Below are 16,269 nucleotides of genomic sequence, written 5' to 3' on the forward strand. Positions count from 1 at the left end.
TCTTCCCATGATCAACGTGACCAATCGTACCAATATTAACATGCGGTTTTGTTCGTTCAAACTTGCTCTTCGCCATTGCTATTAATCTCTTGTTTTATTCCCTATTTTTGTTAGCATCTAGGGACAGTTCTGCAAAAATAAGTCTGACCAGACTGTATACAGCCCAATCACCACAACTCTTAGACGGAAAATCCCACCCAATCTATAAATGGAATATTTTCCATCATACCTATTTGCCCAATCATCAACAACCATTTGGAGCGGGTAGCGGGAATCGAACCCGCATATTCAGCTTGGAAGGCTGCTGCTCTACCATTGAGCTATACCCGCATGACCCATGTACTAACTCTCCTTCGATGAATGGTGGAGGGGGTTGGATTCGAACCAACGTAGCATACGCAACGGATTTACAGTCCGCCCCCTTTAACCACTCGGGCACCCCTCCATTACACCGATAAAGTCGCGCAATGAGACATCACGACAACCATCTTGAACACCCATTCAATTCAATCTGATTGCGAAGTGGTTATGACGATTACTATTGTATCTGTCAACAGAATAAATACAATTCTGTACAAATTTCCTGCTCATAATTTTAAATTATAGATTTTTTCTCTCTATTTTTCTTATTAACACGCTATAAAGAAGCTATGAAAGAAAAAATATCACAAAATTCTCATTATGCTCGTTTACGTCGCCGATATCGCGACACAAAAGGCTCTCCTTCTCGATCTTTTACACACCCAAAGAAGAAAACTGCTTCTTTACAGCAAGGAATCATCCATCTTTATGGCATTCATTCTGTTCAGGCTGCTTTAGAAAACCCAAAAAGAATTTTAAAATGTCTTTATGTTACACAAAATGCCTTAAAACGATTAAATATATCCGAATCAGATTATCCTTGCTCTGTTACATTATGCACCCCCAAATATCTTGATTCGCTTGTTGGAAGTGAGGCTGTTCATCAAGGTATTGTTTTGGAAACTCTCCCCCTCAAACCATGCAAACTGTCGGAACTGACCAATACTGATCTGGTCATTGTCATGGATCAAATTACCGATCCACATAATGTTGGCGCTATTATGCGCTCTGCAGTTGCATTGAAAGCTAAAGCACTTATTACAACTTGCCGTCACTCTCCCCACGAAAGCGGAGTTCTCGCAAAAGCTGCATCAGGAGCTCTGGAGATGATTCATTATATTACCGTACGAAACCTCGCTGAAGCTCTTCAAGAACTTCATCAAACAGGTTTTACGAGCTTTGGTCTCGATTCAGAAGGTGACCAACCTCTAGAAACAGCATTAACAGGAAATAAAATTGCTCTTGTTTTAGGAGCAGAAGGTAAAGGCTTGCGTAAAAAAACACGTGAAACCGTTTGCGCTCTAGCACGCCTTGATATGCCAGGAAATATTAAATCATTAAATGTTTCAAACGCAGCAACAATAGCACTTTATGTAGCGCATAAATATCTTAGATTCTAATTTTTAATTTTTTTGTGAAACATCAAAAAAACCAACCAACAAAAAACCCGCAAAAAAACCGCCAATATGAGCTTCCCATGCTATTGAGATACCGTTTTCTTCAAACAGAATGGAAGAAATACCTATGATAAAGTCAGCTATCAGCCACATACTCATATAAACAAGCACCCCCTTGGAACGTAGAGCTTTTTTGATGGACAATAAATGCCCCCCAAATTCTTTAACACCTAAATAGCGGCTGGGCAAACCGTAACGTACAATAGCACCCATCATTCCAGATACTGCACCTGATGCCCCAACAAGTGATATGGTACTTTCTTGATGAAATGTAAAATAAGTCAAAACAGAAATAACTGCCGTTAACACCCAAAAAATTAAAAAACGTAAAACACCAAAATGCCTTGCTAAAGGAGAGCCGAAAACCAAAAGCCAAACCATATTAAGAGCAACATGTTTAAAACTACTATGCATAAATGAATAACTCACCATGGTATAACAAAATGCTACAGGATCCCTCTTAAACAATGCTGGTATAAATGAAAAAAACTCAAGGCTTTCAACATAAACCTGATGAGAAAAAAAATACTGAGAAATGCAATAAAGACAAAAACAAAATGCTATTAACACAACTATAATAAATGGAACATTCAATAAAGGTTCTTTAGGTTGTTTCGGCAATCGGGAAACATCATTATGCTGGTGACTAGAAACTTTCATTGTATAAAATCTCGTATTTTTCAGAAAATGGGTTATTCTTTATACAAAATAAATACACCACTCCCAGTGATGCAGAATCCTTTTAACGCCTCTTCGAAGCCCCTTTTTAAATTTTCAATAGCTCTATATGAAAACACCTGTATTTTATACAAAAGATTAAAAAAAGCATGGATATCAAGAATATGATTTACAAACTTAGTGGTATCCTGCTTACTTAAATGCGAAGTTATTATACAATATACAATAACTTACGAATAGATAAACTCACTTATGAGTGTGGTATATAATAAAAATACATAAACATTGTTTTCTTACTAGAAATATATTGATCATTGCATTTTTTAATCAAGCTATACTTCGACTGATAAACTTTAAATAATCTTAAATCTCAATTTTTCCATTAATATGGCTTGCATTGCTTCTACTCTTTGAATGAAAAACAACATCTCTATGAGAAAAAAACGACCAACACAGCGTTCTCTAAATATACTAATTGATGTTTCATAATGAATTACTTACTTAATAGTCTGTTTTCCTCATAAATGCAAAAGCGTCAGTTCATCTCTTTAACAAATATAAACAAGCCTTTCATTTCAACCTTTAACAGATATAATGCAAGAACTGTCTCCTATGAAACACTGAAAAAATATGTTTATTCTAATGATGCATCTTTGAATTTAAACAATTCATGACAGAAATTTTTATTCCTTTCTTAGACGGTCTTATCTACGCATCCGCCACTTATAACGCGCAAGAGAATAGTTCGGATTAATTCAATATAAAAAAAATTTAAATGAGGCAATCATAGGAATTTTAACCTCCTATTAAGTTGCAAAATAACAAAAACCATTATAAATCAATGTATTATAAATAGATAACACACTAATCATTGAAGAGGAAGATCTTGAGAATTCTGCTTGCAATCCTTTAACCACACATCATAAATAGGATGCTCAACAGCATTCAACCCAGGACTATCTGCAAACATCCATCCTGTAAAAATACGTCGTATTTTTTTATCTAATGTCACTTCATTGACTTCGACAAAACCAGTTGTACGCGTTGGCTCATCTTTAGAGCTCGTATAACACGCACGTGGAGTTACCTGTAATGCGCCGTACTGATAAATTTTACCAAGAGTAACTTCAAAACGTGTGGTCCGTCCCGTGATTTTGTCAAGACCTGCAAAAACAGCAATTCCATTGCTAATACGCTCAGCCCGCACCCCATTATTTAAGGATAAAAACACTAAAATTCCCATAAAAAAAATATATATAAAATGCCTCACCCCTAACAATAAAAAAAATCTCATCATATCAAAATCAATCGCACCTTAAAAAATAATTCTTTTCATAACATAGAGTCAAATAAGACAAAAATACACACGTACATTAAAATATTTTATTTTTTAGGTGACCACGCATCATAATCTTCATGCACACAAGAACGCTCTCCACTGGAGGTGATAGCCCCCTTTGGTCGATAGCCCTCACTTGTTCCTGTCATATTTGCAACATGAGGCTTTTCCCATTCATAAGGATGATAATCCTCCTGTGTTGGTGGACACTCACAGCGATGATGAATCCAACCGTGCCAACCTGGTGGAATAGTAGAGGCCTCAGAATAGTCTTTATAGATAACCCAACGGTGCGGATAACCATCCTTATGAAGTCCTCCTTCATAATATATATTTCCAAATTGATCTTCCCCTATCCGCTTACCTTTGCGCCATGTAAAAAAACGCGTACCAATGGTATTGCCATTCCACCATGTGAAGATTTGCTTTAAAAAACGAGCCATCTGCTATTCCATTCATTTAGTGCGCTCATGAAATTAATCGTTGGAATAAAATTATTAACGATTGAAATTATCGAAAAAGTTACTCGTAAATTCAACTACAATTCCAATTGATAGGTTAACGTGCTATCCTTTAATTTCGAGAAGATATCATATGTATGGCTTCTGCTCCACCCCATAAAATTTAATCTATGCCAAGTTTAATCTTAACCAATTCATTAACAGCTTGGGGATTTGCCTTACCACCTGTTGCTTTCATTACCTGTCCAACAAACCAACCAGCTAAAGCAGGTTTGTGCTTTGCTTGCGCAACTTTATCAGAATTATTGGCAACGATCTCATCAACAGCTCTTTCAATAGCCTTTGTATCCGTCACCTGCTTCATATTTCGCTCTTCTACAATTTGGCGTGCATCTCCCCCTTCATTCCAAATAATCTCAAAAAGATCTTTGGCAATTTTTCCAGAAATAACTCCTTCTTTTATGAGATCAATAATGCTTCCCAATTGATTTGGCGATACTGGTGACTCTTCAATCTCACGATTATCTTTATTTAAAGCCCCTAAAAGGTCATTAATCACCCAATTGGCAACTATTTTTCCATCACGCCCACGTGCTACTTCTTCAAAATAATCAGCAATAGCCTTTTCTGTCACAAGAATGGAAGCATCATACACTGTCAATCCCATTTCCTTAACAAAACGTGCTTTTATAGCGTCAGGCAATTCTGGTAAGTCTGCTGCCAAAGCATCCACAAATGCTTGATCAAATTCTAATGGTAAAAGATCAGGATCAGGAAAATAACGATAGTCATGCGCTTCTTCCTTTGAGCGCATAGAGCGCGTTTCACCTTTAGCGGCATCAAAAAGCCGAGTCTCTTGGTCTATAACGCCTCCATCTTCTAAAATTGCAATCTGACGACGCGCTTCATATTCAATTGCTTGACCAATAAAGCGAATAGAATTAACGTTTTTAATTTCACAGCGCGTTCCAAAATCTTCACCAGGACGACGAACAGATACATTGACATCTGCACGCATAGAACCTTCATCCATATTGCCATCGCAAGTGCCCAAATAACGAACAATCGTACGCAATTTTGTCATATAGGCTTTGGCTTCATCTGATGAGCGCATATCAGGTTTGGAAACAATTTCCATAAGAGCAACACCAGAACGATTAAGATCTACAAAAGACATCGTTGGATGTTGATCGTGCATCGATTTTCCAGCATCCTGTTCAAGATGCAACCTCTCAATTCCCACTTCAATATCCTCAAATTGGCCATTCGAATCTGGACCAACAGATATGATAATCTTTCCCTCTCCCACAATGGGATAGCGAAATTGAGAAATCTGATACCCTTGCGGTAAATCTGGATAAAAATAATTTTTGCGATCAAAAACAGATTTTAAATTAATATGCGCCTTTAATCCTAACCCCGTTCGAACCGCTTGACGAACACATTCTTGATTAAGAACAGGCAACATACCTGGCATGGCTGCATCAATAAGTGATACATGATTGTTCGGCTCTGCACCAAATTTGGTTGATGCTCCTGAAAAAAGTTTCGAATTTGATATGATTTGCGCATGAACTTCCATGCCAATGATGACTTCCCAATCACCTGTAACTCCAGAAATAAAACGCTTAGAATCAGGAGTACGCGTATCAATGATGCTCATTGCCAATCCACTACCAATATTTAAAATATACTCATGTACTTAAAATATACTCATGGCTTATTTAAAACCATTCTCTCAGGGAAACCCCAGGATATAAATCTTACAACAAGTCCGATTCTATCGGACTTGTTTTACTTGCGTGAATATTAAGCTTTTTTAGGAGCTTTTTTCTTAGCTGATGTTTTCTCTGCGGACTTTTCCTTCACTGCAGATTTTTTCTTTGCCGGCTTTTCTTCAATGTCCTCTGATTCGTCATATTCTTTCATCAATTCCTCAACTGTCACTTCTTTATCTGTCACTTTTATCTGTGCTAACAAATAATCAATGACCTTTTCTTCAAAAATCGGAGCACGCAGATTTTCAACAGCTTCTGGCGTCTTACGAAAAAAATCCATAATCTCTTTCTCTTGTCCAGGATACTGGCGAACCTGATCAAAAACAGCTGCCTTTAGCTCATCCTCACTAACTTTAACACCAACCTTTACTCCAATTTCAGAAAGCACTAAACCAAGACGAACACGACGTTGTGCAAGAACACGATATTCCTCCCGTGCCTTTTCTTCTGTAACACCTTCATCTTCAAAACTGCGCCCAGCCTTTTTCAAATCATCATTAACCTGAGCCCATATATTGTTAAACTCAACTTCTAAAAGTTCTTCAGGAATCTCAAAATTATAATCAGCATCTAAAGCATCAAGAATTTGACGCTTAACTTTTTGACGCGTCACTGAACCATATTGGTTTTCAATCTGACCACGAACGACCTCACGTAAGCGATCTATAGACTCTAAACCAACTTTTTGTGCCGCTTCATCATCAATTTTTAATTCATCTGGTTTAAAGACAGCTTTGACAGTAATGTCAAACTCTGCTTCCCGTCCCGCCAAATGTGCCGCACTGTAATTATCAGGAAATTTAACAAAAATCGTTTTTACATCCCCAGCTTTCACACCAACCAATTGCTCTTCAAAACCAGGAATAAATTGTTTTGACCCAAGAATCAGTTGTGCATCACTATCTTCCCCACCTTCAAATGGAACGCCTTCAAGCTTACCTTGATAATCTATGGTAATACGATCACCTTCTTCAGAACTCCCCTCTTTTAGGGAATAATTACGCGTAGAAGAAAGGACGCGATTGACTTGATCATCAATATCCTGTTCAGGGACAGTTGCAATTTCACGGATAACTTCAATATGTTCAAAATCCTTAATTTCAATTTTCGGTAAAACTTCATACTTTAAACTAAAAGTAAAATCGGCTTTGCCATCTAGAATTTTTTCATCTTCATCTATGTCAATTTTTGGCTGCATCGCTGCACGTTCATTGCGGTCCGCTAAAATAGAACGTGGCGCATCACTGAGTATCTCATTGAGAATCTCCGCCATAAAAGATTTACCATACATTTTTCGTAAATGCCCACTAGGCACTTTACCAGGACGAAAACCATTAAGCTTAATCTTACCCTTGGTATCATCTAACCGTTCATTCAACTTTTCTTCTAAATCTTTTGCTGGAACCACGATCTTAATTTCGCGCTTCAGTCCTTCATTAAGCGTCTCGGTAACCTGCATTAAACACCTTCATTTTTCTAAGGAGAGGGACGTGCCCACTCTAATAATCATTACATTCTAACACGTTGAGTGTTACATCACCATGAAGCGGAATTCCAGACACGTAGAAATCCGTAGCACTTAAAGGATTGCTTTGGTGCGGATGGAGGGACTCGAACCCCCACGGTCTCCCGCCAGAACCTAAATCTGGTGCGTCTACCAATTTCGCCACATCCGCCAAACTGACAAGCTAATAACCTTATACAAACGGCGCTTCTATACCATTAATTAGAGAAAAAAAGCAAACAAATATATTAAAAAAACGAATATACATTATTCTCATAAATAACAAAAACAAAATCTATGCTTTTCATATACGGCTGCTTACGCTAAAAGTCGAGTATGCTAAAGACATTTGATACTCCAATCCATATCATCGGTGGCGGTCTTGCGGGATGTGAAGCAAGCTGGCAAATCGCTCAGTCAGGAATTCCTGTTATTTTGCATGAAATGCGACCCCAGAAAAAATCAGATGCCCATAAAACGGATAAATTGGCAGAACTGGTTTGTTCAAATTCATTTCGTTGCGATGATTCATCAACAAATGCCGTAGGACTTCTCCATGCTGAAATGCGATTAGCAAAATCGTTGATTATGAAAGCTGCTGATGCCAATAAAGTCCCCGCAGGGAGTGCCCTTGCTGTTGACCGTGATGGATTTTCAAAAACCGTTACAGCAGCACTCGAAAACCACCTTCTTATAACGATTAAACGTGAAGAAGTTCAAAAAATTCCTAAAGCTTGGAAACATGTTATCATCGCAACGGGTCCCCTTACCTCATCTGCACTTGCTCGAGAATTGCAAGCAATAACTGGAACAGAATCACTCTCTTTTTTTGATGCTATTGCACCTATTATCCATACCGATAGTATTGATACGAATATTTGTTGGTATCAGTCGCGCTATGATAAGATTGGCCCAGAGGGAACAGGAAAAGATTACCTTAATTGTCCCTTAAATAAAGAACAGTATGAAACATTCGTTCAAGCGTTAAAAAATGCAGATAAAACAGAGTTTCGTGACTTTGAAAAAACGCCCTATTTTGATGGATGCCTACCAATTGAAATTATGGCTGAGCGCGGACTTGAAACGTTAAGACATGGTCCTATGAAACCTATGGGCTTAACTAATGCCCATAATCCTACAGTTAAACCCTATGCTGTCGTTCAATTACGCCAAGACAATAAACTTGGAACGCTTTATAATATGGTCGGCTTTCAGACAAAACTGAAATATGGTGAACAAATTCGCATTTTTAGAATGATTCCCGGTCTTGAAAAAGCAGAGTTTGCGCGTCTTGGTGGTCTTCACCGCAATACCTACCTCAACTCGCCAATCATTCTTGATCAAACCCTTCGTTTAAAACAAACAAAACAACTACGCTTTGCAGGGCAAATTACCGGATGCGAAGGTTATGTAGAATCAGCGGCAATAGGGCTTCTTGCTGGACGTTTTGCTGCTGCCGAATATCATCATATTTCTCCTTGCCTACCCCCACAAACTACAGCATTCGGAGCCCTTTTGAATCATATTACGGGGGGACACATCATAGATGAAAAAGCAGAAACACAGTCTTTTCAGCCAATGAATATCAATTTCGGACTTTTTCCCCCTATTGCTTCTATTAAACATTCAGGGAAACGTTTACCAAGTAAAGAAAAAAAATTAGTAAAAAAACAAGCCATAACAGCGAGAGCCCTCAATGATTGTACTCAGTGGTTAGCAGATAAAGAATCAAAGAGCTCCTGTTTATAAAAAACATACGATTCGCCTCTCACCTACTGAATAGATCTTTATGACTCTCGTGAAAAAATCATCCTAAAGCCTTTTAAAGACAGCCTCCCCCAATCAATAAATACTACCCTACGTTTCATCATTTATTCAATTGTGTAGGTGCTGCGAAAATAACTATTCGCTATAAAAAAACTTTTACTGCTATCAACAATTTAATATGATTTAATGACTAAAAACAAAATAAGCATATAAATATATTATGAATAATCAAAAAAATAGATGAAAAATACACACATAATACTGTACTATCTTTATTAATAGTTTTTATATTACGTAATGTATATTATTTTATAAGAGTAATTTTTCTGTTTTTTAACTTCCTCCCTCAAAATTTGTGATATTCTCTTATTTTAACTCTTGTGTGATGAAGAAAAAACGCTCTCCTGCATATCACAAGTAAAATAAAGATATGGTACAAATATTTGCAGATAGAGCTGGAGCTATCTCTCCCCTCTCAAATGCCAAGAAAAATCACAATATTGAAAACCAAATCTGAATATCAAAAGATTCTTTCATTTCAGGCTCTCTAATAAATCAATAAAATTATCCTCTTGGTGCGTCACAAGAAAGGTTGGCGTATAAGTAAAAGAATAAAACTATCGCTTACGCACTCGTCTCAGATATCGGAGAGCTAGTCGCAACATTATAGGAACTGAGAAAAATAGATAATATGGTGGCACCAACATGCGCTTTTGTTAAGCGTAAATGGTAGTATATAATAACTTTTATAAACTTTACAGAGTTTTTTGCCTCATATTATTTACGGATCTTGTTTTGAAATAAATACCGTAACATTTCAGCGTAATAAAAGTTAATATTACATTTTATAAGCCATACCCGCGCTCAATTAATATAGTGCAATATTTTATGAAAAGACTAAAAACAATATATTTCCAGCAATACATGAAAATAAAAAGTATCGCAAAGATCTCAAAGTGTTATGTGAAAACGAGCATAACACATGTGTTAAAAAAACCCGATTTATTTATAAGCGGGTTTTTTTAATGTAGCTTAAATTATTTTTTATTAACTGCTTCTTTAAGGCTTTTTCCTGCAGAAAATTTTGGTACAGAACGTGCTGGAATATCGATTTCAGCACCAGTTGAAGGATTACGCCCCTTTGTTGCAGCACGATGAGAAACTTCAAAAGAGCCAAAACCTGGAAGACGAACATCTCCCCCTGAAGCCAAAGCTTCAGTTATAGAAGCCATAAAAGCATCAACAACAGCACCAGCTTGCGCTTTTGAAACACCTGCCTTTTCAGCAACGGAGCTAACCAATTCACTTTTATTCATAAAATATTTCCTTTCCCTATATTACCTGACAACATGACTTAATCATGTTATTGGTCAGTTTATTGAAAAGTACAGCAAACAGAAGTCTTATTTTTATCCAAAACATTGTTTTTTTAGCAATAATCACAGTTATTCACGGAATTTTTCACTTTTCCCAACAAAAAACAGAATAATAACCTCAAAAACGCCTTCTGCCACCTAAAAAATGCCGTTATAAATGAGATAAGTGAATCAGTGTGCAATCTGTATTCCTTCACTATCACTGCTCTCTGACCGGATTGGAACAGCCCCTGTAGAGGGTTCTTCCCATTCAATAGTATCTGGAAAACGAACCAAAGCGTGTTTCAAAACTTCACTCACATGATTTACCGGAATAATTTCCATATTATTTTTGACATCATCAGGAATATCAACCAAATCTTTTGCGTTTTCTTCAGGAATAAGTACTTTTTTTATCCCTCCTCGAAGAGCTGCTAAGAGTTTTTCTTTTAATCCACCAATGGGTAAAACGCGTCCACGTAAAGTAATTTCACCAGTCATTGCAATATCTTTATGCACAGCTACTCCTGTAAGGACCGAAACAATTGCTGTCACCATTGCAATCCCAGCAGAGGGGCCATCTTTTGGTGTCGCCCCTTCTGGAACATGAACATGGATATCGCGTTTTTCAAAAAGTGGAGGTTCAATACCAAAATCAACAGCACGAGAACGTACATAAGATGCTGCCGCTGAAATGGACTCTTTCATAATATCACGTAAATTTCCAGTTACAGTCATCTTACCTTTGCCGGGCATCATAACTCCTTCAATGGTCAATAACTCTCCGCCAACTTCTGTCCACGCAAGGCCTGTTACAACACCAATTTGATTTTCGCCTTCAATCTGATTGTAATGATAACGTTTAACACCCAAGAAATCATGAATATTACTTTCTGTAACTTTTACAGATTTTTGATGCGTTTTGAGAATTTTTGTAACGGATTTGCGGGAAATTTTCATGAGTTCACGTTCAAGGTTACGAACGCCTGCCTCACGTGTGTAAAACTGAATAATTGACCTTAGTGCTCCATCAGAAATACTGAGTTCTTTTTTAGACAAACAGTGATCTTTTAGTGCTTTTGGTAAAAGATGCTGTTTAACAATTTCCATTTTCTCACATTCCGTATAACCAGCAATACGAATAATTTCCATACGATCCATTAACGGACCTGGAATATTAAGCGTATTGGCAGTTGTGATAAACATCACATCAGAAAGATCATATTCAACTTCCAAATAGTGATCAATGAATGTACTATTTTGTTCAGGATCAAGAACTTCTAATAAAGCGGATGAAGGATCGCCACGGAAATCTTGTCCCATTTTATCAATTTCATCAAGCAAGAAAAGCGGATTAGATTTTTTTGCTTTTTTCATAGACTGGATAATTTTTCCAGGCATCGAGCCAATATATGTTCGGCGATGTCCACGAATTTCTGCTTCATCTCGGACACCTCCCAATGAGATACGAACATACTCACGCCCCGTTGCCTTTGCAATAGAGCGCGCTAATGATGTTTTCCCTACACCAGGAGGACCTAACAAACAAATAATGGGACCTTTTATCTTTGACGCGCGACTTTGTACGGCCAAATATTCAATAATTCGCTCCTTAACTTTTTCAAGACCAAAATGTTCATTATTCATGACCTTTTCAGCAAAATCTAAGTTGTTTTTAATCTTAGATTTTTTACCCCAAGGCATTGCTAATAACCAATCAAGATAGTTACGTACAACTGTCGCTTCTGCAGACATAGGAGACATATTCCGCAATTTCCTCAATTCTGCTCCAGCTTTTTCCTGTGCTTCCTTGGATAGTTTTGTATTCTTGATACGTTCCTCTAATTCAGAGAGTTCATCTCGGCTATCATCACTTGCTCCTAACTCTTTTTGAATAGCCTTCATCTGCTCATTGAGATAATATTCTCGTTGGTTTTTTTCCATTTGCCGTTTAACATGCGAACGAATACGTTTTTCAACCTGCAAAACAGAAATTTCTCCTTCCATGAAGGACAGAACACGTTCAAGACGGGCCCGTACAGGTAAGAGCTCTAATATTTCCTGTTTTTCAGCAAGTTTAATCATCAAATGAGAAGCAATCGTATCGGCAAGCTTAGAAGGATTATCAAGCTGGCCAATCGCATTCACAACTTCAGGAGAGATTTTTTTATTAAGCTTTACATAGTTTTCAAAATAAGCAATCACTGACCTTGAAAGAGCTTCAATCTCAACATCACTCTCTCTAGGTTCTTCTGTAACAGTTGCAAAAGCCTGATGATAACCTTCACTTAAAGCAAATTGACTAATTTTTGCACGTGCAGTTCCTTCAACCAAAACCTTTACAGTACCATCAGGAAGCTTTAAAAGTTGAAGAATATTAGCAAATGTACCAATATGATAAATATCCTCTGATTTTGGATCATCATCAGAAGCATTTTTTTGTGTCACCAATAGTATTTGCTTGTCAACCGCCATCGTTTCTTCAAGAGCACGAATTGATTTTTCGCGGCCCACAAAAAGTGGAACAATCATATGGGGGAAGACAACAATATCACGAAGAGGTAAAACAGCATAAACCCCATCTCTTACTTCATCTGTCTTTTCATCAATATATTGCATAATTCTCCTTTCTGGAGCCTATGAGCTATCTACAACAACCAGCCCACCTTTAGAAAACCTCAGCTCTTCACTGTACATGAAGTGGTCATTACTCATACATAAATCAAGCATTATAATGATATTATTAGAAATACCCATCAAATACCCTTCATTACCACCTTTTATATTGTGCATCGCACAATGTCATGCTGATACATTTTCTTTATCTTCTGCACGTTCTGAGTAAATATAAAGAGGACGCGCTTTCCCATCAACGACATCACTCGAAATAACCACTTTTTGAACGCCTTCAAGAGCCGGTAATTCAAACATCGTCTCAAGAAGGATCTTCTCCATAATAGAACGTAAACCGCGTGCGCCAGTTTTACGTTCAATTGCTTTCTTCGCAATAACACGCAAAGCATCTTCATGAAATGCTAACTCAACATTTTCCATTTCAAAAAGACGCTGATATTGCTTTACTAACGCATTTTTAGGTTGTGATAAAATTTGCACGAGAGCGTTAACGTCTAAATCCTCTAAGGTAGCCACTATAGGAAGACGCCCAATAAATTCTGGTATTAAACCAAATTTTATAAGATCTTCAGGCTCTAAATCACGAAAAATTTCACCAACACAACGCTCATCAGGAGCCTTAACGGTCGCAGAAAAACCAATAGAAGTTTTTTCACCACGCCCTGAAATAATCCGTTCTAAACCTGCAAAAGCCCCCCCACAAATGAATAAGATGTTTGTGGTATCAACCTGAAGAAACTCTTGTTGCGGGTGCTTACGTCCACCTTGAGGAGGAACAGAAGCAATCGTTCCTTCCATAATTTTTAATAACGCTTGCTGAACTCCTTCCCCAGAAACATCTCTTGTAATAGAAGGATTATCTGCTTTACGAGAAATCTTATCAACCTCATCAATATAAACAATACCACGCTGCGCACGTTCAACATTATAATCCGCGGCTTGAAGAAGCTTTAAAATAATGTTTTCAACATCTTCTCCCACATAGCCTGCTTCAGTCAAAGTGGTTGCATCCGCCATCGTAAAAGGTACATCAATAATACGTGCTAATGTTTGTGCAAGATATGTTTTACCACATCCCGTTGGACCAACAAGAAGAATATTTGATTTCGCCAACTCAACATCATTGCTTTTAGACTGATGCGCCAACCGTTTATAATGATTATGAACAGCAACAGAAAGAACACGTTTTGCATGCTGCTGACCAATAACATAATCATCAAGAACTGTTATAATTTCCTGTGGAGTAGGAACACCATCACGCACCTTGACCCCTGAAGACTTATTTTCTTCCCGAATAATATCCGTGCAAAGCTCTACACATTCATCACAGATAAATACAGTAGGCCCCGCAATGAGCTTACGCACCTCATGCTGACTCTTGCCGCAGAACGAGCAATAGAGAGTATTTTTCGATTCGTTCCCGCTATTGCTAATTTTGCTCATTTTTCTTTCCTTTCACCACGATATATGAATACTTTGCCTTTTCAAAGGAAGCTTTTCATCATGAAAATCAAAAGACATATAGAAAACCATGCATGTCTCAATATTTTTAGGTGTTTCTTTTATTTTGCAATATTTTTATAAAACTCTTTGATTTAAAGTAGCTGTTTTTTCTATAAAAATTCTTAATCTTTTTCTTCTTTTTCAGTTTCTGCACGATATTGTATAACATCATCAACTAAGCCAAACGCTCTGGCTTCTTCTGCTGTCATAAAATGATCGCGATCGAGAGTTCTCTCTATAACCTCATAATCCTGACCCGTATGTTGGACATAAATTTCATTTAAACGCCGTTTCATCTTTATAATATCTTGCGCATGTCGCTCAATATCTGAAGCTTGACCTTGAAAACCTCCAGATGGTTGATGCACCATAATACGTGCGTTTGGCAATGTAAAACGATGACCTTTTGCTCCAGCTGTTAACAATAAAGACCCCATAGATGCCGCTTGCCCCATGCAAAGCGTAGAAACAGGAGGACGAATAAACTGCATAGTATCATAAATAGCCATACCAGATGTTACAACACCACCTGGAGAATTAATATAAAGACTAATTTCTTTTTTAGGATTTTCCGCTTCCAAGAAAAGCAATTGTGCACAAACAAGCATTGCCATACCATCTTCAACAGGACCATTAATAAAAATAATCCGCTCTTTTAAAAGACGGGAAAAAATATCATAGGCCCGTTCACCACGATTGGTTTGTTCAATAACCATAGGAACAAGGCTTAATGCTGTTTTCATTGGATCACTCATATTTTTACTTTCCGTTCATATAACAACCGCTCTTTACACATTCAATGTTTTTATCCATATGTTAACATTACTCTCTTGTGCAAGCTACAATCAAGAGCTGTTTAAGATAGATTAAAATCCTAATCATTAAAATAGCAATAATAACTCTACCTAAACAAATGATGAACATCCGGAATGCGAGATACCGCCCAATGGTAAAAACTTCCTTCCTGAGGTTTTTGCGTGGTCTTTGTCTTTCTGTGAATATAAAAGCCTATCAAGCGTGAATCTGTAAGCGGCTTGACGCCAAAAGCTGGTTCAAAAATACGTTCAGTCTTTCGCCCAGTCCAATAATAAAAAGTTTTCTTTTCCTTTGCTTCATGAAAAAAACCATATTGTTTTGCTAATCGTGAAATACCATCATTGCCAAATATTGTAACGCCAAGATTTCCCAGTAAAATTGGCATTTTTTTCCTCTTTAACCAGAACGGTCTCCAAACACGACGCTTAAACCCAAGCCAATGAGGAATAATTTCTGTGCCGGCCCAATAATCTTCAAATGTTTTTATAATAGGGTTATTGGGTGGAAAATAAAGTGCAGAAACGCCTACTCTGGTATTATTTTCTCTTGCCAACCAAACCTTATCCGCATCTGGATGAAATTGTTTAACAAGGTAAACATCTGTATCTAACCAAACACCTTGTTGATATTTCATCAGCATAACACGAAAAAAATCCGAGAACTGAATAATTGTACATCCTAGTTTATTGTCAGAAAAATCGGGATCAAGGCGATAAATTGCTGAGCGTGGTAAAATTGATTCGGCTTCATGCAACTCAACACCAACAGGGAGATTATCTATTTTTTTATCATAACTAAAAAGCTTAACGCGCTGTCCAGTTTTAACCATTGAGGACAAACAAAGCCTATCCACCAATCTTAATTGCCCACTATACCAAAAAGTACAAATATCCATA

General features: G+C 37.3%; 12 protein-coding genes, 3 tRNA genes and 1 pseudogene. 2 read left to right on the forward strand and 14 right to left on the reverse strand.

All coding sequences use genetic code 11. The features are described from left to right. From ACFIJL_RS01220 to ACFIJL_RS01230, 3 genes and pseudogenes are all read right to left on the reverse strand, one after another. Positions 1 to 76: pseudogene (locus tag ACFIJL_RS01220) on the reverse strand (elongation factor Tu); the annotation flags it as partial. A 180-nt stretch (positions 77 to 256) separates the two neighbouring features. After that, positions 257 to 330: transfer RNA gene (locus ACFIJL_RS01225), tRNA-Gly, on the reverse strand. 31 nt (positions 331 to 361) lie between these two features. After that, positions 362 to 445: transfer RNA gene (locus ACFIJL_RS01230), tRNA-Tyr, on the reverse strand. 205 nt (positions 446 to 650) lie between these two features. Here ACFIJL_RS01230 and ACFIJL_RS01235 point away from each other — a divergent pair. Beyond that, positions 651 to 1,481: a TrmH family RNA methyltransferase gene (locus ACFIJL_RS01235; RefSeq protein WP_375622141.1), complete on the forward strand. Its 831-nt coding sequence runs from the start codon at positions 651 to 653 to the stop codon at positions 1,479 to 1,481. Positions 1,482 to 1,484: 3 nt separating this feature from the next. On the opposite strand, the gene ACFIJL_RS01240 is transcribed toward ACFIJL_RS01235, so the two are convergent. The 6 genes from ACFIJL_RS01240 to ACFIJL_RS01265 all read right to left on the reverse strand — a co-directional run bounded on the left by ACFIJL_RS01240 (position 1,485) and on the right by ACFIJL_RS01265 (position 7,470). Beyond that, on the reverse strand, positions 1,485 to 2,198 hold the full coding sequence (locus ACFIJL_RS01240; RefSeq protein ID WP_375622142.1) for a rhomboid family intramembrane serine protease: 714 nt from the start codon (positions 2,196 to 2,198) through the stop codon (positions 1,485 to 1,487). A gap of 886 nt (positions 2,199 to 3,084) precedes the next feature. After that, positions 3,085 to 3,510 (reverse strand): DUF2155 domain-containing protein, encoded by a 426-nt coding sequence (locus ACFIJL_RS01245; RefSeq protein ID WP_375622327.1) that lies wholly within the window; start codon positions 3,508 to 3,510, stop codon positions 3,085 to 3,087. A gap of 89 nt (positions 3,511 to 3,599) precedes the next feature. Continuing rightward, positions 3,600 to 3,998, reverse strand: coding sequence for an NADH:ubiquinone oxidoreductase subunit NDUFA12 (locus ACFIJL_RS01250; protein ID WP_375622143.1), 399 nt, complete (start codon positions 3,996 to 3,998; stop codon positions 3,600 to 3,602). 181 nt (positions 3,999 to 4,179) lie between these two features. Next, the gene (gene gatB, locus ACFIJL_RS01255; RefSeq protein ID WP_375622144.1) at positions 4,180 to 5,679 is read right to left on the reverse strand and encodes an Asp-tRNA(Asn)/Glu-tRNA(Gln) amidotransferase subunit GatB; all 1,500 of its coding nucleotides are present in this window, start codon (positions 5,677 to 5,679) and stop codon (positions 4,180 to 4,182) included. Positions 5,680 to 5,825: 146 nt separating this feature from the next. After that, on the reverse strand, positions 5,826 to 7,253 hold the full coding sequence (tig, locus tag ACFIJL_RS01260; RefSeq protein ID WP_375622145.1) for a trigger factor: 1,428 nt from the start codon (positions 7,251 to 7,253) through the stop codon (positions 5,826 to 5,828). Between the two features lie 134 nt (positions 7,254 to 7,387). Then, positions 7,388 to 7,470: transfer RNA gene (locus ACFIJL_RS01265), tRNA-Leu, on the reverse strand. A gap of 164 nt (positions 7,471 to 7,634) precedes the next feature. Between ACFIJL_RS01265 and trmFO the strand changes: the two genes are divergently transcribed. Next, positions 7,635 to 9,047: a methylenetetrahydrofolate--tRNA-(uracil(54)-C(5))-methyltransferase (FADH(2)-oxidizing) TrmFO gene (gene trmFO / locus ACFIJL_RS01270; RefSeq protein ID WP_375622146.1), complete on the forward strand. Its 1,413-nt coding sequence runs from the start codon at positions 7,635 to 7,637 to the stop codon at positions 9,045 to 9,047. 1,055 nt (positions 9,048 to 10,102) lie between these two features. On the opposite strand, the gene ACFIJL_RS01275 is transcribed toward trmFO, so the two are convergent. The 5 genes from ACFIJL_RS01275 to ACFIJL_RS01295 form a co-directional block, all read right to left on the reverse strand. Then, the gene (locus tag ACFIJL_RS01275; RefSeq protein ID WP_120122030.1) at positions 10,103 to 10,381 is read right to left on the reverse strand and encodes an HU family DNA-binding protein; all 279 of its coding nucleotides are present in this window, start codon (positions 10,379 to 10,381) and stop codon (positions 10,103 to 10,105) included. 231 nt (positions 10,382 to 10,612) lie between these two features. Next, the gene (gene lon, locus ACFIJL_RS01280) at positions 10,613 to 13,039 is read right to left on the reverse strand and encodes an endopeptidase La (protein ID WP_375622147.1); all 2,427 of its coding nucleotides are present in this window, start codon (positions 13,037 to 13,039) and stop codon (positions 10,613 to 10,615) included. Between the two features lie 183 nt (positions 13,040 to 13,222). Further along, entirely contained in the window at positions 13,223 to 14,497 is a 1,275-nt protein-coding gene (clpX, locus tag ACFIJL_RS01285; RefSeq protein ID WP_375622148.1) for an ATP-dependent Clp protease ATP-binding subunit ClpX, read from the reverse strand. 182 nt (positions 14,498 to 14,679) lie between these two features. Beyond that, positions 14,680 to 15,312, reverse strand: coding sequence for an ATP-dependent Clp endopeptidase proteolytic subunit ClpP (gene clpP / locus ACFIJL_RS01290; protein WP_375622149.1), 633 nt, complete (start codon positions 15,310 to 15,312; stop codon positions 14,680 to 14,682). 146 nt (positions 15,313 to 15,458) lie between these two features. After that, positions 15,459 to 16,268 carry a hypothetical protein gene (locus tag ACFIJL_RS01295; RefSeq protein ID WP_375622150.1) on the reverse strand — a complete coding sequence of 270 codons (810 nt, stop codon included), beginning with the start codon at positions 16,266 to 16,268 and terminating at the stop codon, positions 15,459 to 15,461. Position 16,269: the final 1 nt, after the last annotated feature.

The sequence above is a fragment of the Bartonella sp. TT119HLJHH genome (assembly GCF_042193385.1).
Lineage (GTDB): Bacteria > Pseudomonadota > Alphaproteobacteria > Rhizobiales > Rhizobiaceae > Bartonella.

Excerpts from the sequence above, each read along its gene's own strand:
- ACFIJL_RS01250 (WP_375622143.1), bottom strand. The coding sequence starts at position 3,998 with ATGGCTCGTTTTTTAAAGCAAATCTTCACATGGTGGAATGGCAATACC.
- clpP (WP_375622149.1), bottom strand. The coding sequence starts at position 15,312 with ATGAGTGATCCAATGAAAACAGCATTAAGCCTTGTTCCTATGGTTATT.
- tig (WP_375622145.1), bottom strand. The coding sequence starts at position 7,253 with ATGCAGGTTACCGAGACGCTTAATGAAGGACTGAAGCGCGAAATTAAG.
- trmFO (WP_375622146.1), top strand. The coding sequence starts at position 7,635 with ATGCTAAAGACATTTGATACTCCAATCCATATCATCGGTGGCGGTCTT.
- ACFIJL_RS01235 (WP_375622141.1), top strand. The coding sequence starts at position 651 with ATGAAAGAAAAAATATCACAAAATTCTCATTATGCTCGTTTACGTCGC.
- ACFIJL_RS01240 (WP_375622142.1), bottom strand. The coding sequence starts at position 2,198 with ATGAAAGTTTCTAGTCACCAGCATAATGATGTTTCCCGATTGCCGAAA.
- ACFIJL_RS01245 (WP_375622327.1), bottom strand. The coding sequence starts at position 3,510 with ATGAGATTTTTTTTATTGTTAGGGGTGAGGCATTTTATATATATTTTT.
- ACFIJL_RS01295 (WP_375622150.1), bottom strand. The coding sequence starts at position 16,268 with ATGGATATTTGTACTTTTTGGTATAGTGGGCAATTAAGATTGGTGGAT.
- gatB (WP_375622144.1), bottom strand. The coding sequence starts at position 5,679 with ATGAGCATCATTGATACGCGTACTCCTGATTCTAAGCGTTTTATTTCT.
- lon (WP_375622147.1), bottom strand. The coding sequence starts at position 13,039 with ATGCAATATATTGATGAAAAGACAGATGAAGTAAGAGATGGGGTTTAT.
- ACFIJL_RS01275 (WP_120122030.1), bottom strand. The coding sequence starts at position 10,381 with ATGAATAAAAGTGAATTGGTTAGCTCCGTTGCTGAAAAGGCAGGTGTT.
- clpX (WP_375622148.1), bottom strand. The coding sequence starts at position 14,497 with ATGAGCAAAATTAGCAATAGCGGGAACGAATCGAAAAATACTCTCTAT.